Source organism: Lelliottia sp. 7254-16 (assembly GCF_002922995.1).
Classification (GTDB): domain Bacteria; phylum Pseudomonadota; class Gammaproteobacteria; order Enterobacterales; family Enterobacteriaceae; genus Enterobacter; species Enterobacter jeotgali.
This window is the reverse complement of sequence record NZ_PQVS01000001.1, coordinates 290,224-314,891: the sequence shown is the minus strand read 5'-3', so window position 1 is coordinate 314,891 and position 24,668 is coordinate 290,224. Positions and strand designations below refer to the sequence as shown.

The window sequence follows — 24,668 nt, the reverse complement described above, 5'->3', positions numbered from 1 at the left end:
GTCTTCGCTCAAGCAGAAGTTATCGCAGCACGATACCGATAACGCTTGAGCTGGTGCGATCACCAAATGTATGTGAAACATTAAAAATTTCACTATACAGCATAATTAGCCTCCTTATTTATTCAGTGGGTTGATGGGTAAAAGGAGTGTAGCGAGGTTTTGAGTGTCGGGCAAGCTGAGCGCTGCCGGGTGGCGGCTTTGCCTTACCCGGCCTACAAAATCCTGGAACGTAGGCCCGGTAAGCGCAGCGCCACCGGGCGTTTAGGCCGCACCGTCGATCAGATGGAGGTCCGGCGATAATTCCGGTATTCCGGCATCCAGAAGTTCTCGTCAATCGCCTGCTGCAGCGCATCAGCGGACGTTTTCACCGCCACGCCCTGCTGCTGGGCCATTTTGCCGACCGCAAAAGCTATTGCACGCGATACGGTGTGGATATCCTTCAGCTCTGGCAGAACCAAACCTTCGCCGTTAGCCACTAACGGGGAGTGTTTTGCCAGAGTTTCGCTGGCGGACATCAGCATTTCATCGGTAATGCGCGATGCACCGGCGGCAATGACGCCAAGGCCAATTCCTGGGAAAATATAGGAGTTGTTACACTGGGCAATAGGGTAGATTTTGTCTTTCCACACCACCGGATCGAACGGGCTGCCGGTTGCAACCAGCGCATCACCCTCGGTCCAGGCGATGATGTCCTGCGGCGTGGCTTCTACACGAGAGGTCGGGTTAGAGAGCGGCATCACGATAGGGCGCGGGCAGTGCTTGTGCATTTCGCGGATGATCTCTTCGGTGAACAGCCCGGTTTGCCCGGAGACACCAATCAGAATATCCGGCTTCACGTTACGCACCACGTCCAGCAGGGACAGCACTTCGTTATCCGTATCCCAGTTTTTCAGGTTCTCGCGCTTTTGCACCAGCTTAGTCTGGAACGGCAGCAGGTTTGGCATTCCGTCTGTCAGCAGCCCGAAACGATCGACCATAAACACGCGGGATCGGGCCAGATCTTCGCTTAATCCTTCGCGCTGCGTTTGCGCGATGATCTGTTCTGCAATTCCGCAACCGGCAGATCCTGCGCCGAGGAAGACAATTTTCTGGTAGCTCAGCTGGCTGCCTGCCGCGCGGCTGGCGGCGATCAGCGTCCCGGCGGTGACCGCCGCAGTGCCCTGAATGTCGTCGTTGAACGAGCAAATCTCATCCCGATAGCGATTAAGCAGCGGCATGGCGTTTTTCTGTGCGAAGTCTTCAAACTGAAGCAGCACGTTTGGCCAGCGGTGTTTAACGGCCTGAATGAAGTCGTCGACGAACTGGTAATACTCTTCGTCCGTCACGCGCGGATGCCGCCAGCCCATATACAGCGGATCGTTCAGCAGCTGTTGGTTGTTGGTGCCGACATCCAGCACCACCGGCAGGGTGTATGCCGGGCTGATCCCGCCGCAGGCGGTATACAGAGAAAGTTTACCGATCGGAATCCCCATCCCGCCGATACCCTGGTCACCGAGGCCCAGAATACGCTCGCCGTCCGTTACCACGATCACTTTGATGTTGTGGTTCGGCACGTTTTGCAGGATGTCATCCATGTTATGGCGGTTCTGATAAGAGATGAATACCCCGCGCGAACGACGATAAATCTCGGAGAAACGCTCACAGGCCGCGCCTACGGTCGGGGTGTAAATCACCGGCATCATCTCTTCGAGGTGATTTTGTACCAGACGGTAGAAAAGGGTTTCGTTGGTGTCCTGGATGTTGCGCAGGTAGATGTGTTTGTCGATTTCGGTTTTGAAGCCCTGGTACTGGATCCAGGCGCGTTCGGCTTGCTCTTCGATGGTTTCGACCACTTCCGGCAGCAGGCCGAGAAGGTTAAAGCTGCTGCGCTCTTCGCTGCTGAAGGCGCTGCCTTTGTTCAGCAGGGGAAATTCCAGCAGGACCGGGCCCGCATAGGGGATGTAAAGAGAACGATGCTGTTTTGCTTTGTTGTCCATGTCACTCACTCGATTTTTTGAATATCCGTCCCTGGCACTGCGTATTGTCATCTTTCTGGCTTGCTGGCAGGGCGACCTCGGGTGGCATTATAAAGGAGCTAAATGTTAATTACCGCAACACACATACAAAAACACCATCGGTTTTGCCGATGGTGTGATGATTCAGCTGCGGGATTTACTTGTCTGCGTGGCGTTTTCTGCCGTGCGTATGGGCGACTACGGTTTCATTGCTGCCCTCGATCACCACTTTACGTTGGTTCGATAGCTTGTAGTTCAGTCCCAAAATGTGACGTGCCTGACGGTTCGATTTCATGTTAACTCCTCAATCCTGTTGATAGTTTTAAGGACCAGTTTGCTTGCGCAAACGAAATGTAACCCCTTAGGTTGCAGATCCAGCATAGCAGGGTTTTTACAGAGGGGGATGTTGACCACTCACAACGTAGTTAATGGTCTGCTGGTAGATGTCACTGAGGATGTCATTATCTGAGGCTTCCACCCAGCGGGTGAGTTCCATCAAAATGTCATCTTCAGTGACCACGCCATGTTCAGCGCGAAGACCCTGTTCAATGGCATTCACCAGGGCCGGTTGTGCGGAATGTGTATTTGCTGAGTAATGGGTAAACATGCTGCCTCCGTGTCGTTATCTGTGTAATATTCCGGTTCGCAATTCAGTCTTCACATTCAGAATGGCAAATATTATCCGCGCTGTGGTTCAGATTCATCCTGGAAATATAAATATCACATTAACCCTTTTTTTCGTTAAATCAGGGTTTCCAGCAGCGCAGTTCGGTATATTTTTCGTAGGGCATCGGGGACGGCCAGGAGATTAATTCCACCACACTTCCCCAGGGGGTTTTGCCGTAGCAAAACGCATTACCTTCGCCGCGTTCGGCGGGAAAAGAGAGGGTTTTTGGCTCGGTAAACATTTCTCCTCCTGCGGCTGTAAAACAGGAGATTGCGCTTTCAAAATCATCAACATAGACAGCGAAATGTTGCAGGCCAAAATCACTGGGGCGGGCGGGGGATTGCTGTTCAGGTCCATGCATTTCAAACAGTTCAATGCCGGGACCATTAGGCATGGCCAGCATCCTGATGGCGCGGATTTTTGTTCCGGGAAATAATCTCAAGGTATTTTCCTGCGCCTCATGATCAATATTTTCACTATCGGGTTCAACTGAGTGATATATCACGGTTGCCGCAAAGGCTTTTTCAAAAAATAACGTTGCTTCTTCTATGTCCGGAACCGTAATACCAATGTGATCAATTCCTCTGACTGAGGGTTGCATAACCATCTCCTGCTATAAAAAGAATAAATATAGCAGGAGATAGTTAGCCTGTTACCACTTCATTTCGCCGGTATTAACCTTCGCGCTCAGCTCCAGCGAACTGACTTCTGCCAGCTTCGGCTGCTGCTTTTTCATCGCCTCGATAACGCTTGCCGAGTCTTTATGGGCGGCCAGCGCCTGTTCGAACTGCTGCAGGTAAGTGCGGGTAAAGTTGATGGCTTCAACACCTGCTGGCGCTGTGCCGATGTAATGACCTGGGATTACGCGCTCTGGCTTATGGGCGGCCATTTCATCGAGGGTGGCTACCCACTGCTGGCGGCTGGCTTTGGTTTGGGTATCTGCCGTCCAGACGTGAATACCTGAAGACACGCCGGTACCGCCGAGAATCGCTTTCGCTGATGGGATCCACACATACGCGGCGTAGCTGTCAGCCTGCTCGATATCAATCTTTTCACCGTCAACCATAAACGTGGTGGAGGCGATAACCTGCGGCACAACCAGCTCTGTTGGCGCACCGTCTTTCATCTGCGGACCCCAGAAAGCCAGTTTGGCATCTTTGGTGGCTTTGATGTGATCCACGACCGCCTGAGTAGCGACTACTTTGGCGTTCGGGAAGGCTTTTACCAGCGGCTGTAAGCCAAAGTAAAAATCCGGATCGCCGGAGGTAATCACAATTTTGCTGAGCGTTTTACCGCTGTCGCGCACTTTTTTGACAAGCGCTTCGCCATCTTTGACGCTGAACTGCGCGTCGAACAGCACCGCTTCTTTCGGTCCGGAAACCAGCGTCGAGGAGACGGCGAAAATACCTTTTTCCTGCGGGTTGTAGGTATCCAGCGTTAACGGCGCGGCAAAAACCGCGGGAGTGAACAGGGTGCACAGCAGGGCAAGGCGATTGAGCTTCATCATTTTGTCTCGGTTTTAGTGGTGAAGACGCTATTGTACCGATCTCTCGATTTGCCAGAATTCCTGAAACAAGACATGCTTAGTTTCATAAATCGAGCAGATGGAGTCATACCAATGGATCGCGTGATCGCCGCCCAGGTCTATAACCGTATTTGTGAGCTGGGAAGTTTGAGCGCCGCCGCCCGCGCGCTGGGTATTTCGCGCCCGATGGTCAGCCGGTATCTGGAGCAGATGGAAAAATGGGCCGGAACCCGGCTGGTGCACCGTTCCACGCGCAAGCTGACGCTAACCTCCGCCGGGGAAAAGGTGTTGCAGAAAACCCGTAATCTCACGCGGCTGTCGCAGGAAATTGAAGATCAGTCACCCAAAGAAACGCCGTCCGGTACGCTGCGCGTGGCCTGCGCCCATTTTACGGCGATGCAAATGGTCGCCCCGATGCTAGCGGATTTTCTGGCACAGTACCCGAAAGTGCGCGTAGAGATGGACGTCAATAACCACCCGGTTAGCCTGGTCGGCGAGCGTATCGACCTGGCAATCCGCATTACTGATAATCCAGAACCCGGCATGATTGCCCGTCGTCTGGGAGAGTGCCGCTCGGTGCTGTGCGCGTCGCCCGATTATCTGGCCGCCCACGGCACGCCTGACACGCTGGAGGATCTGGCCCAGCACAACTGCCTGCATTACAGTTTCTTTGCCGGGCAGTCGTGGAATTTTGTCACCGACGCGGGGGAAGTGGAAAGCGTTGCAGTGAGCGGCAATCTGAGCGCCAGCATATCGTCGCTGCTAATGGATGCGGCCATTCATCATTGCGGCATTGCGATGTTGCCAGAATGGGAAACGCAGCCCGCGCTGGACAGCGGGAAGCTGGTCCCCGTTCTGGGCGATCTCACGCCCAAACCGATCGGCATTTTTGGGATCTATCAGTCCCGCGATTACCAGCCTGCGGCGCAGCGGTTGTTTCTGGATGCGTTGGGCGAGTCATTGATGAGATTATGAACAATCGGCTAAGACTGTTCCGTCTTCCTCTCACAACTGAATCAACGTTCTATACTTAACCCTTTGCAAGCCAAAAGGAGAGCAATAATGACGATTCATAAGCACGGTTCGGCACACTGGTCTGGCGATATTAAGCGCGGAAAAGGGACGGTTTCGACGGAAAGCGGCGTCCTGAATCAGCAACCCTACGGCTTTAATACCCGTTTCGAAGGTGAAAAAGGGACCAACCCGGAAGAGCTGATTGGCGCGGCACATGCGGCCTGTTTCTCGATGGCGCTGTCTTTGATGCTGGGTGAAGCGGGCTACACTGCGGATTCCATTGATACCACGGCGGATGTGTCGCTGGATAAAACCGACGGCGGCTTTGCTATCACAAAGGTCGCGCTGCAAAGCAAGGTGACAGTGCCGGGCATCGACCCCCAGCAGTTCGACGGCATCATCCAGAAAGCGAAAGCAGGGTGCCCGGTTTCTCAGCTACTGAAAGCCGAAATTACCCTCGATTACACTCTTAACTGAGTCTCTTGCCAGCGGCAGTTACGCCGCTGGCTATTGTGACGTTGTCACTTATTTCTGCGCAACCGACTCAAGCTTAATACTATCGCACACCCTGATGCGGCTACCGCCAGCCATAAACAGACTCTCACGGCTTGATCCTGCTCCACAACACTGTTCGCCGAAACCATCACAGCCAGCAAAACGCTGACTAAGGCCGCGCCCAGGCACTGACCGAAGGTGCGCACAACTGCCAGCACGCCCGATGCGTATCCGCTCCACTCCCGCACTACGCTCGACAACATTTCACGATTATTCGGACTCTGGAAACACCCGAATCCCATGCCGCATATCAGGCTACGCAGGCCAATATCCCAGTGCGCCGCCGTGGCGGGCAAGGTTGCCAGCAGCATTAATCCGATGACAAAGAAAAGCAGGCCTGCCGTGGATATGATCGACGGAGAGTATTTGTCCGCCAGTTTTCCGGCCCAGGGCGCAACCAGTGCAATGCCCACTGGCCACGGCGTGAACAGCAGCGCGGAGGTAAACGCACTGTAGCCATAAACACGTTGAAACAGGAACGGCAGCGCGACGAACGTGACTCCCTGGCTGATAAAACAGGCCAGTGACGTGAGTGCCGCAAGGGAAAAACGTCCTGAATGAAAGATGGCTGGCGGAAGCAACGGTTTGTCCGCCTGACGAATGTGCAGGATAAACGCGATACCGCTGATGAGTGCCAGTCCAAACCAGTTGATGACCGACGCGCTAATAGCGTGGCTGGCGGCGTGTGGGCTGGCGAAACTGTTTGTCGCCATGATCGCCGCACCGAGCATAGTAGCGGACAGTAGCGCTCCTCTAAGATCAAACGTTTGACCGCTTAACACCGGTTTATGCGGTATGGCTTTTAAGCCCAGCATGAGCGCCAGCAGACCCGGTACAACGTTAATCGCGAACAGCCACTGCCAGCTCAAAGTGCTGAGCAGCAGTCCTCCCAGTACGGGAGCGACGGCAGTGCTGGAGGCGATCAGTAATGCATTCAGACCAAGAATGCGGCCTAACAAGCGCCCAGGAAACACCGAACGTAAGATGGCCGGCGCGATGCTTAAGGTGGCGGCTCCGCCGATCCCCTGCAAAATACGCATACCAATCAGAATGTTGGCATCTGGTGAGAGCGCGCAGCCGAGCGAAGCCAGGGTGAAAAGACTCAGGCCGAAGATAAACACCGGCCTGAAGCCAATGCGCGTCGCCAGCGCCGCGAAGATAAGCAGCGTCATGGCGGCAGACAGCAGATAACCGTTGGCGAACCAGACCGCCAGCGGGGAGGCAACGTTTAACGCCTGCGCCATTTGCGGCAGGGCGATGTTGACCATAGTACCGTCAAAAACGGCCATCAGGGTGGAGGTCATCACGGCGGCCATCACCAGCCCTCGCTCGCGGCCTGGCAAGCCTTCGTCCCCTGGTTTATCGGAAAAGAGTTCCATTGTGTGTATCTCATTAGCGAGTGTATTGATGCGAGAAACTCTATTCCTTCATCATCAGAGGCGGAAGACGCAGCATTGGTACTGTATAGTTGCATCAAACGCCTTATCTCTTGTTCACAGGAGTTCTCTGATGACCGATCCCGATTTTAATCTGCTGATTGCGCTCGATGCGTTGCTGACAGAGGCCAGCGTGGCAGGTGCCGCACGCAGAATGAATGTGAGTACCTCTGCGATGAGCCGCACGCTGGGCCGGTTGCGGGAGGTGACGGGCGATCCGCTTCTGGTCCGGGCTGGCAGGAATATGGTGCTCACACCCTACGCGCAGGCCAGTCGGGACAGGGCGCGAAATACGGTGCTGGAAGCCAGGGCGGTACTGCAACCGTCCTCAATGTCACTTGATCTGGCCGAACTGGAGAGAGTCTTTGTCGTGCGTGCCAACGACGGTTTTATCGAGGCATTCGGTCCGGCGCTGATTGCCGAGGTTTCCGAAGCGGCGCCTCAGGTGTGTTTGCGTTTTGCGGCCAAACCCGAGAAAAGCTCACGCTCCCTGCGTGAAGGCCTGGTGGATCTTGAAATTGGCGTGCTCAGTAATATGGGACCGGAAATTCGTGTTCAGGCACTGTTTCGCGATCGCTTTGTCGGCGTGGTCCGACACGATCATCCACTGGCGGCACTCAATACCGTCAGCATCAGCGATTACATTGCCTGGGGACATGTGGTGGCTTCCCGCCGGGGTCAGTTGCAGGGGCCGGTGGACGAGGTGTTAGCCGAACGCGGCCTGACGCGTAAAATTGCCTGTGCGGTGCCGGGATTCCCTTCGGCACTGGCTGTTGCAGAGGCCTCTTCCCTGATTGCGCTGGTCCCCGCGTCATTTTTGCATCGCCCGCAAACCTCAGCCCAACTGCATGCCTTCGAGCTACCGTTTAAAATCCAGTCCATCACCGTTTCGCAAATGTGGCATCCGCGGCTGGAAATGGACCCGGCCCATCGCTGGCTGAGAAAAACGGTGTTAGCCGTTTGCCGGAAGATTCACGGTTAAGCCGGGCGGAATCAATGCTGGAACTTTACACTTTTGGCATCACGCGTTATCTCTTTTAAGATAGGCCCTCATTTTTGCTAAAAGAGAGACGGGAATGGCTAATCTGCCGTGGCGGATACGTGTGCGTTTGTGGGCGGTGATAAAGCGTGTCGTGGTGGTTTTAGGCATTGTGGCGATCGTACTGCTGTCAGTGAGAGTCTATAAGTCGCAAACCGGCCCGGCGCTACATCCCTGGCACACCTGGACGGCGCACGAGATGTCCGGACAGGAGATTGATCGGGCCAGTTTCAGCGATTATCTGACACATGAAACAGCCATTTTCCACGATCTGCAAACGCAAGTGACCGATAAACTGGACGAATCAGACCAGACGCCGCTTAACCGCTATTATCATCACAGCCCAATGTGGCCGGGTCAGTTTCCTGATGACGGCAACCGTTCATTTGTGCTGATGCCGCAGGGTAAACCGAAAGGGGCCGTGGTGCTGCTGCACGGTTTGACCGATTCCCCATACAGCGTGCGCAGTATTGCCGTTGATTATCAGCAGCGCGGGTTTGTAGCGGTTGCGCCACGTCTGCCCGGTCATGGCACTGCGCCCGGCGCACTGACGAACGTCGACTGGGAAGAGTGGCTGGCCGTCGCGCGTCTTTCCGTTCGTGAAGCGACGCGTCTGGCGGGCAACGATGTGCCGTTGCATCTGGTGGGCTATTCCAACGGCGGGGCGCTGGCGATGAAATATGCCCTCGACGCCATTGACGATCCGCATCTTCGCAAACCCCAACAGCTGATCCTGCTGTCACCGATGATCCGTGTCCATGCCTTCGCCCGTTTTGCCGGGCTGGCGGGATTGCCCGCGCTGCTGCCGCCGTTTGCCAAAGCAGCATGGCTCAGCGTTCTGCCCGAATATAACCCGTTTAAATACAATTCTTTTCCGGTGAATGCAGCACGTCAGTCCTGGCAGCTGACGCAGGCTTTACAGAAGCAACTCAACGACGCGGCGCGGCAGAATAAACTGACGGCACTCCCGCCGGTACTGGCGTTCCAGTCCGTGATGGATTCCACCGTCAGCACGCGTGGCGTGGTTGATTCGTTGTTTAATTTGTTGCCTAAGAACGGCAGTGAACTGGTGATCTTCGATATCAATCAGGCGAGCACGTTGCGCCCGCTGTTCAAACCGGGAACGTACGTGGCGGTTAACGCGCTACTCCCGCCTGCGCCTCGCCGTTTTGCCGTTACAGTGGTGACCAATGCGTCAGCGCAAACCTTAAATACCGTTGCCCTGACCACTGCTGCGGGGGCAGTAGATGAGACGGCCCAACCTTTAATCACGCCGTATCCGCGCGATCTCTATTCCTTATCGCACGTGGCGATCCCGTTCCCCCCGACGGACGATCTCTACGGCATAGAGCCGATAAACCCGCGCTGTTATGGCATTAATCTCGGTAATATTGCCCTGCGCGGTGAAACCTCCGTGCTGGTGGTCGGGATGGATTCTCTGATGCGGGTCACCTCGAACCCGTTTTACGCCTATATGCTGGAGAGAATTAATCAGCGGGTGGGATGTGCAGATTCCTGTCAACCAGCAACCAGTAAAGCAATGCTAGCCCGCTGATCGCCGCGCCGAGCGTACACACACCGGGCCAGGCGAAGTGTCCCCAGACCCAGGTAGTGAGCCATGCGCCGGTGGCGCTGCCAAGGGAGTAAAACACCATGTAGGCCGCCACCAGTCTGCTGGTGGCCTGCGGGCGTTTCGCAAAAATCAGACTTTGACTGGTGACATGAATAGCCTGCACGGCGAAATCCAGCACGATGATACCTGTCGTTAGAGCGATCAGTGACGATCCGCCCAGCGCAATGGCTCCCCACGACAGTAATAACAGCGCTAACGCGACACCCGTAACGCGCTGTCCGAAACCGCGATCGGCCAATACGCCGGCTTTTCTGGAGGCCAGCGCACCGGCAATGCCCGCCAGGCCAAACATACCAATCTGCGCAGTGGTCAGGTTAAAGGGGGCAGTGCTCAGCGGGAAAACGACGGATGTCCACAGAACGCTAAAATTCATGAAAATCAGCAGCGCCAGCACACCACGAGAGCGCAGTTCGGGTATTTCTCGCCACAGTGTCCAGACAGAACCCATCAACTGTAGATATGCGCCGGGTTTCTGCGCTTGACGATCTTCAGGCGCAATACGGATAAACAGCAAAGCCATCAGAAGCATTGCGCCAGCGGAGAATTGAATCGCTACTCGCCAGTCCGCCCATTCAGCCAGAACTCCTGAGACCATACGCGCCAGTAAAATCCCCAGCACCACACCGCTGGTGACGGTACCGGTCACTTTCCCGCGGTTCGCCGGTAAGGACAGACTCGCGGCATACGCCACAATGATTTGCACCACCACAGCCATGAATCCGACCAGCCCCAGGGCACAGCTTAACCCGTAGAGAGAGGAGGCAAACGAGGAAACCGTCAGCAGCCCACTGCTGGCGAGGAGCATTCCGGCGACCAGGCGTTTACGATTAAACAAATCGCCCAAAGGCACCAGCAGCAGCAAACCAAGCGCGTAGCCAATTTGTGTGGCGGTAATGATGATGCCCATTTTGTCCGGCTTTTCGTGAAACGTGGCGGCGATTTGATCCAGTAGCGGTTGGGTCATGTAGACGTTAGCCACGGCAAAGGCGCAGAGCACGGCAAAAAGTAAAATCATCCACTCAGAGAGCGGTGTGATGTCGTCGTAGCTTTCAGTGCTGGTCAATTGCATTATCCTCTAAACTGGTTTTAAATAAAAACCAGTTGATCATTATGCTTTCTGGTTTTTATTTGCAACTAGTTTTTGAGTGCCAATCCTATGACCTATGATGAAACCTTTGTAACGACGACGTGTCCGGTGGCGAGAACCGTGGATTTGCTGGGCGATCGCTGGATGCTGATGATCGTTCGCGATGCCTTTGACGGCATCAGCCGGTTCAGTGATTTTCAGAAAAATTTAGGCGTTGCTAAAAATGTGCTGGCGGCGCGTTTAAAAACGCTGGTAGAGGCGGGGATTTTCTCGCTGATACCGGCAAGCGAAGGGGGCGCGTATAAAGCCTATCAGTTGACCGAAAAAGGCAAATCGCTGCTGCCTTTGATTGTCAGTCTGCGCCAGTGGGGCGAAGAGAATCTGTTTGCTGAAGGCGAAGCTCGCTCGCAGCTAGTGGATAGCGAGGGGCAGCCTGTCGCGAAGCTCATCATTACAGCGCAGGACGGAACCGCTCTCAAACCTGAACAGCTGCGGCGCATCAGCACAATATCCTCGCAAAGGGATAAACAATAAATATCCCCTTGCGGGGATAATTTGATTTTATCCGCGATCGGGGATATTTTAAAATTATCCGCGATCGGGGATAAAAGAGGGCATCATGAAAATTACCACATCGACCATGCTGGCGAATGCCATTCGCGATCAGCGCAAAGCCCTGCAGCTCACGCAGGCGGATGCCGCTGAGCGCGTGGGTATGAAACAAACCACTGTCTCAGGCTTTGAGCAAAATCCGGATACCAGCAAGCTGGAAACGCTGTTTCGTCTGCTTTCAGCACTAGAACTGGAACTGCATGTCTTACCGCGCGGCGAGGCAGCAGATAAGGACAGCGGCTGGACTCAGGAGTGGTAAATGAAAAACAGTAAGCTCACCGTGGCGATGAATGGCACGGTGGTCGGCTCGCTTTATCGTAACGGAAAAGGGGCGATGTCCTGGCAATACGCACAGAGCTGGCTACAAACGCCCGGTGCGCGTGTGATTTCTCAATCATTGCCGCTCACACCTCGTCGCCAGGACGGTGAGGCGGTATATAACTTTTTCAGCAATTTGCTACCTGACTCGCAGGCGATTATTGCCCGCATGCAAATGCGGTTTAAAGTGGCGACCGATCATCCTTTTGATCTGCTGGCAAGCGTAGGGCGCGACTGCGTTGGGGCCATTCAGCTTTATCCCGACGACACTGACATGCCTTCGGTCACGCAGATATACGCCACGCCGCTTTCCGATGATGACATTGCGACGCTGCTCGAAGGTTACCGTAACGCCCCGCTGGGAATGACCGACGATCAGGATTTTAGAATTTCTATTGCCGGCGCACAGGAAAAAACGGCGCTGCTCTGGTATCAGGAACAGTGGCAAAGACCGCTTGGCAGCACGCCGACTAGCCATATCTTTAAACTGCCGATTGGCAAAATTGAGCAGAACAATATCGATCTCAGTGAAAGCTGCGAAAACGAGTGGCTCTGTTTGCAGATAGCCCGCGCGTTTGGATTTGCTGTCGCGAACGCCTCGTTAGCCACCTGGGCAGATAAAACGGTGCTGATTGTCGAGCGTTTTGACCGAAGATGGTCACGTGACGGAAGCTGGCTGATGCGTCTTCCGCAGGAAGATATGTGTCAGGCTCTGGGCTATTCACCCGCGCTGAAGTATGAGTCTCACGGTGGCCCCGGTATTGCGGAAATTATGACCTTACTGCTGGGCTCGCGCCGCGCATTGCACGACAGAGAGACGTTTTTCCGTACGCAGATTTTATACTGGTTGCTGGGTGCCATTGATGGCCATGCAAAAAACTATAGCGTGTTTATTGAGCCAGAATCGGCGTATGTCATGACGCCGCTGTACGATATTTTGTCGGCCTTTCCAATTCTGGGTGCGAAGGGGATTTCTGCCCAGAAGGCCAAAATGGCGATGGCGCTACAGGGTAAAAACCGTCAATACCATTGGGCGCAGATTCAGCCTCGTCATTTCCCCGCGACGGCTGAACGGGTAGGATTCTCGGCCTCGCGGGCGAAAGCGATGATGCGGGAAATAGGGGAACAGACACCTGAAGTGATCGCAAGTGTCAGTAAGATTTTACCCGCTGATTTTCCACCGCACATTAGCGAGGCCATTTTCCGTGGAATGGAGAAGCAAGCGGAAAGACTGCTTAGAGCGGAATAAACCGACGTTTACATTTACTTCACTTATGTTTCTACCAGAAAATCTGAAAACGTCTTAGTGAGGGAATATTATTAGTCGACGGCTATAAATTATGATAAACAATCGCTTATAGGCGTAATTATTATGACGGGACATACTTGCTGTGCTGACTACACTCATTTATCGAAGCCAGTTAAATTCATCCTGTGAACCATTCAAGCTCATTTCACTGGTTGAGCAAGCCAAAAAGCGTAATGCCGGACTGAATATTACCGGCATTTTGCTGTTCAACGGCGCCGAGTTTCTGCAAATCCTTGAGGGAGCAGAAGAGAGCGTGGTGAAGCTGTTCCATAAAATCCGCGATGACAAGCGCCATCACGGCGTGGTGGAATTACTGCGCGATTACGGCCCAAGACGACGCTTCGAAAACGTTGGTATGCTGCTGTTCGATCTGCAGGTAGACACGCCTAAATCCGTGCTGGAATCCGTGCTGCGCTACAGCAAACTTGAACGCTATCTTACGTCTGAGGATCGGGTGTTTAAATTCATCCAGACGTTTATCACGCGCAAAAAACTGCCGGGCGCCGGGGATATCTTCCGCCCTGATAACTGGAAACTGGAATCCGAACGCGCACCTTTTGGACGTGGCGTGGACGGTCTGATGACGAATCAGATTTGCCAGTTTGCCTTCCAGCCGATTGTTGAACCGTCAGAAGGGAAAATCACCTCGCTGGAAGCCCTGATCCGTGGCAATGACGGGGGGAGTCCGGAACACTTCTTTAACGCCATTGATCCGGCAAAACTGTATGAGATTGATCTCCAGACCAAAGCCTATGCCTTTGCGCTGGCCGATAAGATCGGTATCGGTAGCCATAAGATCGCCATTAATCTACTGCCAGGTTCACTGGTGAACGTGCCGGATGCGGTCGATTTTCTGCTGGAAAGCATCGCAAAACATCACCTGTTGCCTGAGCAAGTGGTGGTGGAAGTTACGGAAAACGAGATGATTTCTGGCTTTAAGCAGTTTAATAGTGCGATCAAACAGCTGCGGGCGGCGGGAATTGGGCTGGCCATCGACGATTTCGGTTCGGGCTACGCGGGATTGTCGCTACTGACTAAATTCCAGCCGGATAAAATCAAAATCGACAGAGAAATTGTCAGCGACATTCACCTGAGCGGCCCGAAGCAGGCGATTGTTAAATCCATCGTCAGTTGTTGTACCGATCTGGAAATTACGCTGGTGGCAGAAGGCATTGAAAAAATAGAAGAGTGGCACTGGCTGGAATCCGCCGGAATCAAACGCTTTCAGGGTTTTCTGTTTGCTCGCCCGCAGCTGAACGGGGTGGGTGATATTCACTGGCCACAGATAGCGCACTAACGTCAACTGTAATTCATGAAAATGTGCGATTACTTCCGGACATGAGCTCTGCTTGAATTCTCCTTACTATGTTTGCGTCACAAAACTGTGTAAAGGAGATAATCATGTCCTTATTTAACAACGATTTTCTGGCCAGTATTCGTAAAAATTTTCAGTCTTTAAATGATGAAAAAGAACTGGGTGGCATTAAGGCGATTGTCGAGGGTTTTGAAGCCTGGTCGAATAAGTCCGACAAGCGGTGGCTGGCCTATATGCTGGCCACCGCATTTCATGAAACTAACGCCACCATGCAGCCGGTTAAAGAGGCTTACTGGCTTAGCGAAACGTGGCGCAAAAATCATCTCAGCTATTATCCTTATTACGGTCGCGGCTATGTCCAGCTTACGCATCGCGAGAATTATCAAAAAGCCGGTGACGCGATAGGCGTTAATTTGGTTGATCAACTTGATCGGGCTCTTGAACCCGATATTGCCGCCAACGTGATGTTTATCGGCATGGATAAGGGCTGGTTTCGTGGCGATAATCAGGGGCGTCATACGTTAAGCCGCTATTTCTCCGCAACGGCCAACGATCCCGTCGGGGCGCGCAATATCATTAACGGTAAAGAGACTAAAATCATTCACGGACAGCCGGTGACGGTTGCCGATATGATTGCGGGCTATTATACATTGTTCCTCGAAGCGCTCGGTGACGGGGCACAACAGGTGAATACTCAGACAGCAAACCTTGTTGCCAGTAGCACCATTTCGCCCATCAGTAAGCGTTTTGCAGAGGAAGCGGCGATATTACTTCCCCTTGCCGAATCCCTTGATTTACGTTCTGCCATGCAAACACTTCTCGATAAACGCGCTGAAAAATACCCCGCAAGTCATCCACGATATTGGGCGATTATTGATTTCGATAAAAAATCTGATACCCGGCGGTTGTTTATTTTTGATATGGAGGAGGGCAACATCAGTTCATATCTTTGCGCACACGGTGAAGGTTCAGACCCCTCTAATTCGGGTTATGCCACGCTATTTTCGAATGTTGATGGTTCGCACATGTCCTCGCTGGGGGTCTATTTATGTTCTGAGACCTACTTCGGCAGCAATGGGTATTCAATGCGTCTGGACGGGCTTGATGAGAGCAATAGCAATGCCCGTCAACGGTCTATTGTGATACATCCTTCGAACTACGTTTCCGATGAATTTGCGGCAGAAAATCATCGTGTGGGACGTAGCTACGGATGTCCGGCGGTGGATGCACAGTACAGTCAAAGCATTATTGAGCGGCTGAAACTCGGATCGTTATTGATGGCCTGGAAAAGTTAACGCGACAAAACCTTACACATCAGAATGTTGTAGATTAATCGTTATGGACTATGATCGAGGCGTCTAAACATTGTGGGTGTGATATGCGTAATCTTTTTTTCATCTCGACATGGTTTATCCCCGCGCTGGCCCTTGCTGCCAGCGATATTCCGCCGATCGTGAAGCATTTTGGCGAGCAGCAGGGCATTCAAAATATCAAGGAAATTGACGCGCCTGGTGGGGTTAAAAGCTGGATCGGCCAATATCAGGATATGGGCGTGACGCTGTTTATGACGCCAGACGGGAAACACGTTATTTCCGGTTATCTTTATGATGACAAAGGGAAAAATATCAGTGAAGAGTATTTTCAAAAAGAGATTTATATCCCGCTAGGCCGCCAGATGTGGGAGAACCTGAACAAAACGCACGCGTTGAAAGAGGGCGCAGAAACGGCTCCCCGCAAGGTGTTTGTTTTCGCCGATCCGTTCTGCCCGTACTGCAAAAAGTTCTGGGCTGAAGCACAGCCGTGGGTCACTGCCGGTAAAGTGCAATTGAATACGCTGCTGGTGGCATTTCTGAATCCGAAGAGCGGCCCGAATGCGACGGCGATCCTCAATGCTGCCGATCCGGTCGCAGCCTGGAAGGAGTATGAGCTGTCAGGGGGCAAAACGCTGCCAGAGCTGAAAGGCGACTCATCACGAGAAACCTTCAATGTGCTCCAACAGCACCAGAAATTAATGGATGAGCTGGGCGCGAACGCGACGCCAGCCATCTATTATATGAATGAGAAGAACGAGTTGCAGCAGGTGGTTGGGATGCCCGATCAGAAGCAACTGCTGGAGATGTTCGGACCCAAACCGGAATAGCTGGGGTTATGAACCCCAGCGCGTTTTGATGTAGCTGACCGCTTCCTGCGCCTGCGGCTGGTTAAGATAGTCTTCCCTGAACAGGATGGTACCGTCGATGTGCGGTACCGATTCGTTCAAATCGATCTGCTTTTTCAGCTCCGGCACGCCGCCATTCACCGTCCAGTCAGGTTCATTCTTTGAAGACTCACCGACTTTATACAGCGCGACGCCAATGTACAGGCGCGTGTTGGTCGGCTTAACGACCTCCGCCCACCATTTTGCCAGCACGTCATAACGCGCGGCTTTGCGCGAAAACGGCCAGTAAACCTGTGGCGCGATGTAATCCAGCAGACCTTGCTGCACCCAAAGACGGGTGTCGGCAAAAGCTTCGTCATACGCTGCTGCACCCGAGGTTTCTGATCCCATAGGATCGTGTGAGCGATTTCGCCACACACCGGCTGGGCTGACGCCAAATTCCACGCCTGGACTGAGCTGTTTAATCGAGCGCGAAACTTGCGCTATCAGCTGTTGGGTATTGTGCCTGCGCCAGTCGGCTTTGGACGCAAACCCGGCGCCGTATTTCTGGAATGTCTGGCTGTCATTAAGCGTTGAGCCGGGCGTTTCCGTATAGAAATAGTCATCAAACTGCACACCATCGACCGGATAACACGAAACCACTTCCGCCACGATGCTGGTAATCCAGTCTCTGGCTTCCGGGATGCCGGGGTCCAGCACGTAGCGGTCACTGGCGGTGCGAATCCAGTCGCGGTGCAAGACAAACACGCTGGCCGGATTGAGCGAGATAGTGCGGTTAAGTTCCGCAACCGTTCCCGGTTTGGTGTTAGTCGTTACCCGGTAAGGATTAAACCAGGCGTGAACTTTCATGCCGCGTTTGTGCGCTTCATCAAGCATAAACATCAGTGGGTCGTAGCCAGGATCTTGCCCGACATGTCCGGTCAGCGTGTCCGACCACGGCAAAATCTTTGAGGGCCACAGCGCCGTGCCGTCCGGTTTGACCTGGAAAAACACCGTGTTAATGCCGAGACTTTTCAGTTTATCGAGCTTATCGGTCAGTGCTTTTTGCTGCACGCTGTTGCGGGTAGCCGGATTACTGATATTGACAGAGGAAACAGGCGGCCAGTCGAGACGGGAAACCGTCGCCAGCCAGATGCCGCGCATCGGCCCCTGGTCTCTGTGCGATTTGTCGGGAAGCGGATGTTTGGTCACCGGTGGAAGCGGGGTGACTAACGATTTTGGCGGTTTGGACGCGCAGCTGGCGAGCAGCAGCGCGAGAAAAATGAGTGCGCCAGTACGTTTAACGTGTAAGGGCATCGTGATGTTAACTCTTTTTCAGTCGACTATTGGCCCAGGGGTCATTATCAAGATCTTCAGGTGCTGCGTCTTCCAGTGAGTCCAGGTACAGCGCTTCGACTTCTGCACGCGCCCAGGGGGTACGGCGCAAAAACTTCAGACTTGATTTGACGCTGGGATCGCTTTTAAAACAGTTAATGTTGATCAGTTTGCCCAGTTGAGCCCAACCGTAACGTGCAACCAGTGCGTTGATTTGCATTTCAAGCGTTACGCCATGCAATGGATCTTTAGAATTGTGTGCTGCCATAGTGAAATCCGGTTTCTGCTGTGAGTCTTCAGGGGCAATCAAAGGGTACAAGAAAGTCGGGTTATCGGCAAACAATCTGGGGGTTTAGCCCATCGTTCAGATGAACCAGACCGGCGTATTAAAAGCTGTAGATAATATTGGGTAGATATAAACTTATCTCGGCGACCCGCGAGATTTTATTGTGGATTGATCGATACAATGCTTACTGACTTTCCATCCTTCATAACTCCATTCCCGTTAATTAACCTATTTTCTCGACCAACACCCGTACAGAGGGTGAACAACATATTATTAATCTGTGAATCTTATGAATTTTAAGTGTCTCTCAAGCAGTTAAGAAAAAAATTATCTCGCTCATCAGAAATCATATTAATCGTTATAAAACAATGCACTAACACTCATCTTAACACCTTTTTTCTTATTTAAGATCGCTCTTTTTGTTATTTGAGAAAACAAAGGTTTTAATTACCAGGAATAATCTTAAACTAACAATCATCGTAGGGTTAATCCTATGGTGCCAACAGACATTACTGGTCTCTTTACGTCATGCAAATAAACATTCCGCGTTCAGCGGAGGAGCGCTATTGCGTTGCATTGTCAGGATGCCGTGTATTTATTTATTAAGGAAAGACAATATGAAAACCAATACTTCACATGCCTGTCGTCTATTTGTTGCGGGTAGCCTCGCGCTGTTAATTGCGCAGACGGCACACGCTGACTCGGCCAACACCATTACCTTTAAAGGTGAAGTGACCGAGCAGACCTGCGAAGTGACCGTGAATGGTGTGAATGCGCGCCCGGTAGTGTTACTGCCCACTGTCGCCAAAAGCGAGTTGGCCACTGCGGCTTCTTCTGCGGGTCTGACGGCGTTCACCCTGGGTGTGACCGGATGTACCGTTGATGCTGATGCGCTGGATATCAAGACTGTATTCGTCGCCAATAACATGACCGAGCGCGGCAACCTGGCTAACACCGGTACAGCGCAAAACGTCGAGCTGCAGCTGATGACCGACAGTGCGGGGACCACGGCTATCGATCTGCGTGATGCGACACCGGTTGCCGGGATTACCGTTGCAGCAGGTAGCACCACCGGCGAACACGACTTTGCGGTGCAGTACTTCAGCCCGAACGGCGGGGCGACTGCCGGTACGGTTGTCGGTGCCGTGCAGTACGCCGTTTCTTACCTGTAAGCGAGTTCAGCGTGATGAAAGGAATGGCGATATTTCTGGCCGGGATGTTGATGTGTGCCAGCGCACAGGCAAGCATTGTGATGACCGGCAGCCGGATTATTTATCCGGCCGATAGCCGGGAAGTCAGCGTGCAGTTGACCAATCGCGACGATTTCCCCGGCGTTGTTCAGGTCTGGCTGGATGAAGGCAATCCGCAATCTGCTCCGCAAACCGCGAACGCTCCTTTTGTCACCACGCCGCCAGTCTTCCGGCTGGCGGCCCATTCGGGACAAACCGTGCGCCTGCGTTATGTCGGTAAGCCGGTCGCGCAGGACAGGGAGTCTCTGTGGTGGTTCAACTTTATTCAGATCCCACCGTCGGAAAAAGGCGCGCAGGCGGACAACCAGTTGCTGGTGCTGGTGCGTAGCCGGGTCAAAGTGTTGATGAGACCAAACGGGCTGACGGGATCGCCGCTGGAAATGGCGAGCACCAGCCGAGTATGGCTGCAGAACGGCACACTTTTTTTGCGCAACAATAGCGGCTATTACCTCGCGCTTTCGTCGCTTGAAGTCGGCGATGCGGGTAAAAAGCAGCGTATTCAGAGTGAAACCATTGCGCCGTGGGCGACGGTCTCATGGCCCGCAAAGGTTTCTCGGATCGCGGAAGCAAACATGCGCTGGATTAACGATCAGGGCGCAACCTTAAGCGGTCGTGTGGCGGTGGAGAATCAAGGCGATGTCGGCCATTAACCCGCACTGGTGTTGGCTGCTTTTTCCCGGCATAACGCCCTTATACGCAAGTGAATACACTTTCGATGAGGCGTTATTGCTGGGCAGCGGTTACGAAAAAGGGCTGGCACAGTTTAACGATCAAACTGCGGTTGCGCCCGGGCACTACAGCGTCGATATCTGGCTGAACGGGCAGTACATCGGGCGCGATGACGTGTTGTTTCGCCAGGATACCCAAGGGCGCGTTTCACCTTGTTTACCCGTGAAATTCTGGGATGAACAAGGGGTTACGGCTGCGGCAGAAATGCCACCGGACGCCTGCCTTGAACCTGAAGCGCGCATCAGCGGCGGACGGTGGGATTTCGATCAAGGTCTGCTGCGTTTGAACCTGAGCGTTCCGCAGGCAGCAATGAAACGCACGCCACAGGACTACGTTCCGCCCTCGCAGTGGCAGAGCGGGGAAAGCGTGCTGTTCAGCAATTACAACTTGCACGTTTACCACAATAAAAATGGCGGCCAGCAGAGCGATTACGGTTGGCTGGGGCTGAGCAGCGGCTTCAACCTGGGCAGTTGGCAGTTTCGTCAGCAGTCGTCTGCAAACTGGCGGCGCGATGAGTATCGCGAAACTCAGCGTTGGGATGCGCTGCAAACCTGGCTCCAGCACCCGATTGCCAAACTGGAAAGCGTGCTGACCGTGGGTGAGAGCTACACGCCAGGTAACCTGCTTGGCAGCATGGCGTTTACCGGCATCAAACTGGAAACCGATCAGCGGATGTGGCCCCAGTCCCGACGCGGCTATGCGCCAGAGGTTCGCGGAACGGCATCAACGCCTTCACGCGTCGTGGTTAAGCAAAACGGTCGCACACTGTACGAAACCAGCGTCCCGCAAGGGCCATTTGTGCTCGACGATTTGCCGAACACCGCGTGGGATGGGGATTTGCAGGTTGAAATCACCGGGGCAGACGGCAAAAAAAGCGGCTTCACCGTACCTTACGCCAGCGTGCCGTTGTCGTTGCGCCCCGGCGTCTGGCGCTATGGTCTGGTGGCGGGAAAAACCCGCGATTACAGTGCTGCCGACGGCGTGTTTACTGATTTCACGCTGGAGCGGGGAATGACCAATTTACTGACAGCGAATGGGGCCGTACGTGTCGGTGACGAGTATCAGGCGCTATTGATCGGCGGCGTTCTGGCGACCACGCTGGGCGCATTTGGCGTCGATCTTACTGGTTCACGTGCGCGGATAGCGTCTCAGTCCCTGAGTGGGTGGCGGATGCAAACCAACTGGAGCAAAACCTTCAGTCCGACAGGAACCCACGTGGCACTGGCGGGTTATCGCTACTCGACAGAAGGTTATCGTGATTACGGCGACGTGCTGGGCGAGCGAAGCGTGAGCGGGCGCGACACGCCGTGGCGTTCGGATACCCTGCGCCAGCGTAATCAGTTCACCGCGACCGTTAATCAGACCTTGGGCGGTTACGGCAATCTGTGGGTTTCCGGATCGATGATGGATTACTACGGCGGGCGCGGGAACAGCACCCAGCTGCAGGCAGGATACAACACCACGTTCGGTCGCGTGACGCTTGGCGTTTCCTTCAGTCGGCAGAATACCTGGTGGCGCAGCGGTGACAACGCGCAAGCGCAAAAAGAGAATGTGGCGACGCTGACACTCTCCGTGCCACTCAGTTTTGGTGAACGTGAACACACGCTGGCCCTGTCTGCAAGCCAGGCTCAACAGGCCGGGCGCAATGCTCAACTGGCGCTGTCTGGCGCACTCGACAATGAGGAAAGCCTCAATTACGCGCTGTCGACAGGCTGGCAACAGGGGCAGGGGGAAGCCGGCGATGTTACCGACTGGAGCGGGTCGCTACAAAAAAATACCGCCTTTGGCACGCTGAATGGCAGTGTTTCACAGGCGCAGAATTATCAGCAGTGGACGGCAGGTGTTCGTGGGGCGGTAGTCGTACATCGTCACGGCGTTGTCACCGGACCGTGGGTGGGCGACACCTTCGCCCTGGTGGAAGCTCCGGGCGCGGAAGGGGCTCGAGTCGGCAGCGGGCAGGGATCAACGGTGAACAGTGGCGGTTACGCGCTGGTCCCGTCGTTAACCCCGTATCGCTATAACAACGTCACACTTGATGGCAGTGCAATGAACACCAATGCAGAGCTACAGGAGAGCCAGCGTCGGGTCGCGCCGATGGCCGGAGCTGCCGTCAAACTGCGTTTTGCAACGCTTGCAGGCTATCCGCTGCTTATTACCGTCAGCGGTAAAGAGACGCTGCCGGTGGGCACATCTGTTATCGACGATCGCGGGCGCGTCGTGGGCATGGTGGCTCAGGGGAATCAGGTTTATGCCCGAGTGGAAGGCGAACAAGGGCGATTAACGCTCGAAGGCAGTGACTGCTCGCTGCCGTGGAAACTTAACGAACAACAGCGCACCGAACCGCTGATTGCATTAACACTGGCCTGCGTGGCAAAAGGACAATCATGAGACTTTTTTTCCTGCTGCTGGTTCTGTTTTCTTATGGAGTGCAGGCTGCTTGCGAATACATTATTTACCCGTACAGCTCTGGGAGCAGCGGCGCGCAGGGTTCGCACCGGCTCAGTGCCGCAAAGGATGGGATCGCCAATGACTGGCGATCCGGTGGCGGCAACGATGCCTGGAACGGGCTGCTGCCGGGCCTGAGCAAATCCGTTGATATCACCAGCAATAACAGTTTTCAGCCGGGAGGCACAATTTTGACCTCCAGCGGCGGTATTCCGTTCACCACCTATGCGCACAAAGGCGGTGGCTACGATCCCGAACAGGTCTTTTTCCGCTGTACGCCAGATACCGCCGGACAACTCTATGAAGCCTGGTCAACCAACGGCGATGATGCTTACGCGGGATGGTATGAAGCGAACGACGTACCAGGTGCCCGTTTGACGGTGATGAAAAATGTCGCGCTGCGTCTGACGCATGACGCGACGGGCAGCGTATTCACCGACAGCTGGCAGCAACGCCCGCTCGAAAACCTGGATCTCGACACCAACGGTAACTTCCTGATTAAGGCCAAAAATTTCTCCACTATCAGTGCAGAGCTTATCAAAACGCTGGATACGCGGTATTACGCGAATCAGGCACAGTCGGCGAGCTATAACAGCTATGTGAACCCTAATGCCTATGTGGTGTTTCGCGGGCCGGGAACCTCGTCCTGGGATATTAAAGTCGGGCAGCCACACCGGGGAGGCAACTGGGCCGGGTGGGCCAATGACTGGCCATCGGTGATAAGCCTGTATAACAACGGCATCACCGTTAAACGTGCGGCGATGTGCCAGGTGACGGACTTTACCCCGGTTGTGCATTTGCCGGTTATTTCGGTTGCCCAGCTAAAACGCGGGGAATACGCCTCGGCACCGTTTCAGATAGGATTTGCCTGCGAATCGACGGTCATATCAGGCATTGCAACGGGGAAAAGTAACGTGGCAATGGGGCTGCTTGCGCCGGAAAGCAGCGTCAACAGCGGCTGGAGTTTTAATTTGATCACCGGTAAAACCGTGACCTGGCTGCTTGACTCACAATACGGCGCCGCCGGACATGCCCGTGGCGTGGGCGTGCAGGTTTACAGGGCAGGTAAATCGGTAAATTTTATGGCGGTGACGACGCCAGGCAGTGGAACAGAAGGCGGCTGGATGCCGGTTATCGGCAGCAATACGCAGCAAAATGGCAGCCAGGATGGCGTGAATTATTACAACGAAACCTTCGAGGCACGCCTTGCCAGTTTTGGGGCTGATACATTAACGGCGGGGAGCTACCAGTCACATGTACAAGTTTTACTGCGTATTCAGTAGCCTGTGGCTTCTGGCGTTTAGCGTACAGGCGGCAGTCAATATCAACACGACGCGCGTGATCTTCAATCATGGAGAGACGCAGCGGACGGTAAAGTTGGTGAACGACGGAGATTACCCGGTGGTGGTGCAGAGCTGGGTGGATGACGGAGCGCCTGAGAAAGGGCCTTCGCAGAGCAGTGCGCCTTTTGTGGTATTGCCGCCAGTGCTGAAGATTCAGCCAGGTGAGCAGCGAGAATTGCGGATCATGACCACGGGTGCAGGACTTGCCGACGATCGTGAGTCACTTTTCTGGCTCAATATTTATCAAATTCCGCCGGAGAAGAAGACCTCTTCGACTGGTGAAAAAGTGCGACTTGCGCTAAGAAATCAGCTTAAAGTTCTATGGCGTCCAAAAAAAATAGAGGTGTTGACTGAAAAATCCATCAATCTTCTGAGCTTTCGCTATGAGCGTGGAATAATTCATGCTGTAAATGATAGTTCCTGGAACATAACACTGGCTGATGTTTCTTCCGGAGACTATTCCACAAGCGGAATAGTGGTATTACCGCATTCCCGAAGCATGATTTTTAATTCGGCCCCTCCTGCAATGCTGAATAATACGATAAACTTTGTGGTAATTAACGATGAAGGAAATCGCTGGGGATTTTCAGCTGTCGTAAAATAACCAGGGATGAACTAACTTCAGATAAATTGACAAAA

24 protein-coding genes are annotated in these 24,668 nt (G+C 53.7%); 15 read left to right on the top strand and 9 right to left on the bottom strand.

Annotated features, from left to right (window positions below; translation table 11 throughout):
• Positions 1-278: 278 nt before the first annotated feature.
• The 5 genes from C3708_RS01525 to C3708_RS01505 all read right to left on the bottom strand — a co-directional run bounded on the left by C3708_RS01525 (position 279) and on the right by C3708_RS01505 (position 4,165).
• Positions 279-1,976, bottom strand: coding sequence for an NAD-dependent malic enzyme (locus C3708_RS01525; protein ID WP_095282047.1), 1,698 nt, complete (start codon positions 1,974-1,976; stop codon positions 279-281).
• A gap of 175 nt (positions 1,977-2,151) precedes the next feature.
• Positions 2,152-2,289, bottom strand: coding sequence for a stationary-phase-induced ribosome-associated protein (sra, locus tag C3708_RS01520; RefSeq protein WP_095282046.1), 138 nt, complete (start codon positions 2,287-2,289; stop codon positions 2,152-2,154).
• 96 nt (positions 2,290-2,385) lie between these two features.
• On the bottom strand, positions 2,386-2,601 hold the full coding sequence (gene bdm, locus C3708_RS01515) for a biofilm-dependent modulation protein (protein ID WP_095282045.1): 216 nt from the start codon (positions 2,599-2,601) through the stop codon (positions 2,386-2,388).
• Between the two features lie 139 nt (positions 2,602-2,740).
• Entirely contained in the window at positions 2,741-3,262 is a 522-nt protein-coding gene (locus C3708_RS01510; protein WP_103948950.1) for a VOC family protein, read from the bottom strand.
• Between the two features lie 51 nt (positions 3,263-3,313).
• Positions 3,314-4,165 carry a Vmh family MBL fold metallo-hydrolase gene (locus tag C3708_RS01505; protein WP_103948951.1) on the bottom strand — a complete coding sequence of 284 codons (852 nt, stop codon included), beginning with the start codon at positions 4,163-4,165 and terminating at the stop codon, positions 3,314-3,316.
• A 114-nt stretch (positions 4,166-4,279) separates the two neighbouring features.
• On the opposite strand from C3708_RS01505, the gene C3708_RS01500 reads away from it, so the two are divergent.
• Together C3708_RS01500 and C3708_RS01495 are read left to right on the top strand one after the other, a co-directional pair.
• Entirely contained in the window at positions 4,280-5,161 is an 882-nt protein-coding gene (locus C3708_RS01500; RefSeq protein WP_103948952.1) for a LysR family transcriptional regulator, read from the top strand.
• An 87-nt stretch (positions 5,162-5,248) separates the two neighbouring features.
• The gene (locus tag C3708_RS01495; RefSeq protein ID WP_095282041.1) at positions 5,249-5,677 is read left to right on the top strand and encodes an OsmC family protein; all 429 of its coding nucleotides are present in this window, start codon (positions 5,249-5,251) and stop codon (positions 5,675-5,677) included.
• Between the two features lie 44 nt (positions 5,678-5,721).
• On the opposite strand, the gene C3708_RS01490 is transcribed toward C3708_RS01495, so the two are convergent.
• Positions 5,722-7,134, bottom strand: a complete 1,413-nt coding sequence (locus C3708_RS01490) for an MFS transporter (protein ID WP_103948953.1) — start codon at positions 7,132-7,134, stop codon at positions 5,722-5,724.
• A gap of 130 nt (positions 7,135-7,264) precedes the next feature.
• On the opposite strand from C3708_RS01490, the gene C3708_RS01485 reads away from it, so the two are divergent.
• Entirely contained in the window at positions 7,265-8,173 is a 909-nt protein-coding gene (locus C3708_RS01485) for a LysR family transcriptional regulator (RefSeq protein ID WP_103948954.1), read from the top strand.
• Positions 8,174-8,267: 94 nt separating this feature from the next.
• Entirely contained in the window at positions 8,268-9,785 is a 1,518-nt protein-coding gene (locus C3708_RS01480) for a carboxylesterase (RefSeq protein ID WP_103948955.1), read from the top strand.
• Here the strand turns inward: C3708_RS01480 and C3708_RS01475 are convergent.
• On the bottom strand, positions 9,718-10,932 hold the full coding sequence (locus tag C3708_RS01475) for an MFS transporter (protein WP_103948956.1): 1,215 nt from the start codon (positions 10,930-10,932) through the stop codon (positions 9,718-9,720). The two genes, C3708_RS01480 and C3708_RS01475, sit on opposite strands and share 68 nt — an antisense overlap.
• An 87-nt stretch (positions 10,933-11,019) precedes the next feature.
• Between C3708_RS01475 and C3708_RS01470 the strand changes: the two genes are divergently transcribed.
• From C3708_RS01470 to dsbG, 6 genes are all read left to right on the top strand, one after another.
• Positions 11,020-11,484: a helix-turn-helix domain-containing protein gene (locus tag C3708_RS01470; protein WP_095282036.1), complete on the top strand. Its 465-nt coding sequence runs from the start codon at positions 11,020-11,022 to the stop codon at positions 11,482-11,484.
• 85 nt (positions 11,485-11,569) lie between these two features.
• Positions 11,570-11,821 (top strand): helix-turn-helix domain-containing protein, encoded by a 252-nt coding sequence (locus C3708_RS01465; RefSeq protein ID WP_103946261.1) that lies wholly within the window; start codon positions 11,570-11,572, stop codon positions 11,819-11,821.
• Entirely contained in the window at positions 11,822-13,129 is a 1,308-nt protein-coding gene (locus tag C3708_RS01460) for a type II toxin-antitoxin system HipA family toxin (RefSeq protein WP_103946262.1), read from the top strand.
• Between the two features lie 142 nt (positions 13,130-13,271).
• The gene (locus C3708_RS01455) at positions 13,272-14,486 is read left to right on the top strand and encodes a diguanylate phosphodiesterase (protein ID WP_095282033.1); all 1,215 of its coding nucleotides are present in this window, start codon (positions 13,272-13,274) and stop codon (positions 14,484-14,486) included.
• 104 nt (positions 14,487-14,590) lie between these two features.
• Positions 14,591-15,799 (top strand): murein L,D-transpeptidase catalytic domain-containing protein, encoded by a 1,209-nt coding sequence (locus tag C3708_RS01450; RefSeq protein ID WP_158251351.1) that lies wholly within the window; start codon positions 14,591-14,593, stop codon positions 15,797-15,799.
• A gap of 83 nt (positions 15,800-15,882) precedes the next feature.
• A complete protein-coding gene (gene dsbG / locus C3708_RS01445) occupies positions 15,883-16,644 on the top strand; it encodes a thiol:disulfide interchange protein DsbG (protein WP_095282031.1) in 762 nt (253 codons plus the stop codon).
• 6 nt (positions 16,645-16,650) lie between these two features.
• Here dsbG and C3708_RS01440 read toward each other — a convergent pair whose 3' ends face one another.
• Complete coding sequence (locus tag C3708_RS01440) at positions 16,651-17,958, bottom strand: glycoside hydrolase family 10 protein (protein WP_103948958.1); 1,308 nt, start codon at positions 17,956-17,958, stop codon at positions 16,651-16,653.
• Between the two features lie 7 nt (positions 17,959-17,965).
• Complete coding sequence (locus C3708_RS01435) at positions 17,966-18,244, bottom strand: VF530 family DNA-binding protein (RefSeq protein ID WP_095282029.1); 279 nt, start codon at positions 18,242-18,244, stop codon at positions 17,966-17,968.
• Positions 18,245-18,879: 635 nt separating this feature from the next.
• On the opposite strand from C3708_RS01435, the gene C3708_RS01430 reads away from it, so the two are divergent.
• From C3708_RS01430 to C3708_RS01410, 5 genes are read left to right on the top strand one after another with little or no spacing between them, the layout of a single operon-like run.
• On the top strand, positions 18,880-19,434 hold the full coding sequence (locus C3708_RS01430) for a fimbrial protein (protein WP_095282028.1): 555 nt from the start codon (positions 18,880-18,882) through the stop codon (positions 19,432-19,434).
• Positions 19,435-19,448: 14 nt separating this feature from the next.
• A complete protein-coding gene (locus C3708_RS01425; RefSeq protein WP_233210387.1) occupies positions 19,449-20,162 on the top strand; it encodes a molecular chaperone in 714 nt (237 codons plus the stop codon).
• Positions 20,149-22,629, top strand: a complete 2,481-nt coding sequence (locus C3708_RS01420; protein ID WP_103948960.1) for a fimbria/pilus outer membrane usher protein — start codon at positions 20,149-20,151, stop codon at positions 22,627-22,629. Before C3708_RS01425 ends, C3708_RS01420 begins: the two co-directional genes overlap by 14 nt.
• The gene (locus tag C3708_RS01415; RefSeq protein WP_103948961.1) at positions 22,626-23,969 is read left to right on the top strand and encodes a fimbrial protein; all 1,344 of its coding nucleotides are present in this window, start codon (positions 22,626-22,628) and stop codon (positions 23,967-23,969) included. The genes C3708_RS01420 and C3708_RS01415 overlap by 4 nt, the downstream gene beginning before the upstream one ends.
• Positions 23,941-24,633 (top strand): molecular chaperone, encoded by a 693-nt coding sequence (locus C3708_RS01410; RefSeq protein ID WP_103946268.1) that lies wholly within the window; start codon positions 23,941-23,943, stop codon positions 24,631-24,633. The genes C3708_RS01415 and C3708_RS01410 overlap by 29 nt, the downstream gene beginning before the upstream one ends.
• The last annotated feature ends 35 nt before the right edge of the window (positions 24,634-24,668 follow it).

Coding starts and splice junctions, on each gene's coding strand:
- C3708_RS01525 (WP_095282047.1), bottom strand. CDS start 1,976: ATGGACAACAAAGCAAAACAGCATCGTTCTCTTTACATCCCCTATGCG.
- sra (WP_095282046.1), bottom strand. CDS start 2,289: ATGAAATCGAACCGTCAGGCACGTCACATTTTGGGACTGAACTACAAG.
- bdm (WP_095282045.1), bottom strand. CDS start 2,601: ATGTTTACCCATTACTCAGCAAATACACATTCCGCACAACCGGCCCTG.
- C3708_RS01510 (WP_103948950.1), bottom strand. CDS start 3,262: ATGCAACCCTCAGTCAGAGGAATTGATCACATTGGTATTACGGTTCCG.
- C3708_RS01505 (WP_103948951.1), bottom strand. CDS start 4,165: ATGAAGCTCAATCGCCTTGCCCTGCTGTGCACCCTGTTCACTCCCGCG.
- C3708_RS01500 (WP_103948952.1), top strand. CDS start 4,280: ATGGATCGCGTGATCGCCGCCCAGGTCTATAACCGTATTTGTGAGCTG.
- C3708_RS01495 (WP_095282041.1), top strand. CDS start 5,249: ATGACGATTCATAAGCACGGTTCGGCACACTGGTCTGGCGATATTAAG.
- C3708_RS01490 (WP_103948953.1), bottom strand. CDS start 7,134: ATGGAACTCTTTTCCGATAAACCAGGGGACGAAGGCTTGCCAGGCCGC.
- C3708_RS01485 (WP_103948954.1), top strand. CDS start 7,265: ATGACCGATCCCGATTTTAATCTGCTGATTGCGCTCGATGCGTTGCTG.
- C3708_RS01480 (WP_103948955.1), top strand. CDS start 8,268: ATGGCTAATCTGCCGTGGCGGATACGTGTGCGTTTGTGGGCGGTGATA.
- C3708_RS01475 (WP_103948956.1), bottom strand. CDS start 10,932: ATGCAATTGACCAGCACTGAAAGCTACGACGACATCACACCGCTCTCT.
- C3708_RS01470 (WP_095282036.1), top strand. CDS start 11,020: ATGACCTATGATGAAACCTTTGTAACGACGACGTGTCCGGTGGCGAGA.
- C3708_RS01465 (WP_103946261.1), top strand. CDS start 11,570: ATGAAAATTACCACATCGACCATGCTGGCGAATGCCATTCGCGATCAG.
- C3708_RS01460 (WP_103946262.1), top strand. CDS start 11,822: ATGAAAAACAGTAAGCTCACCGTGGCGATGAATGGCACGGTGGTCGGC.
- C3708_RS01450 (WP_158251351.1), top strand. CDS start 14,591: ATGTCCTTATTTAACAACGATTTTCTGGCCAGTATTCGTAAAAATTTT.
- dsbG (WP_095282031.1), top strand. CDS start 15,883: ATGCGTAATCTTTTTTTCATCTCGACATGGTTTATCCCCGCGCTGGCC.
- C3708_RS01440 (WP_103948958.1), bottom strand. CDS start 17,958: ATGCCCTTACACGTTAAACGTACTGGCGCACTCATTTTTCTCGCGCTG.
- C3708_RS01435 (WP_095282029.1), bottom strand. CDS start 18,244: ATGGCAGCACACAATTCTAAAGATCCATTGCATGGCGTAACGCTTGAA.
- C3708_RS01430 (WP_095282028.1), top strand. CDS start 18,880: ATGAAAACCAATACTTCACATGCCTGTCGTCTATTTGTTGCGGGTAGC.
- C3708_RS01425 (WP_233210387.1), top strand. CDS start 19,449: ATGAAAGGAATGGCGATATTTCTGGCCGGGATGTTGATGTGTGCCAGC.
- C3708_RS01420 (WP_103948960.1), top strand. CDS start 20,149: ATGTCGGCCATTAACCCGCACTGGTGTTGGCTGCTTTTTCCCGGCATA.
- C3708_RS01415 (WP_103948961.1), top strand. CDS start 22,626: ATGAGACTTTTTTTCCTGCTGCTGGTTCTGTTTTCTTATGGAGTGCAG.
- C3708_RS01410 (WP_103946268.1), top strand. CDS start 23,941: ATGTACAAGTTTTACTGCGTATTCAGTAGCCTGTGGCTTCTGGCGTTT.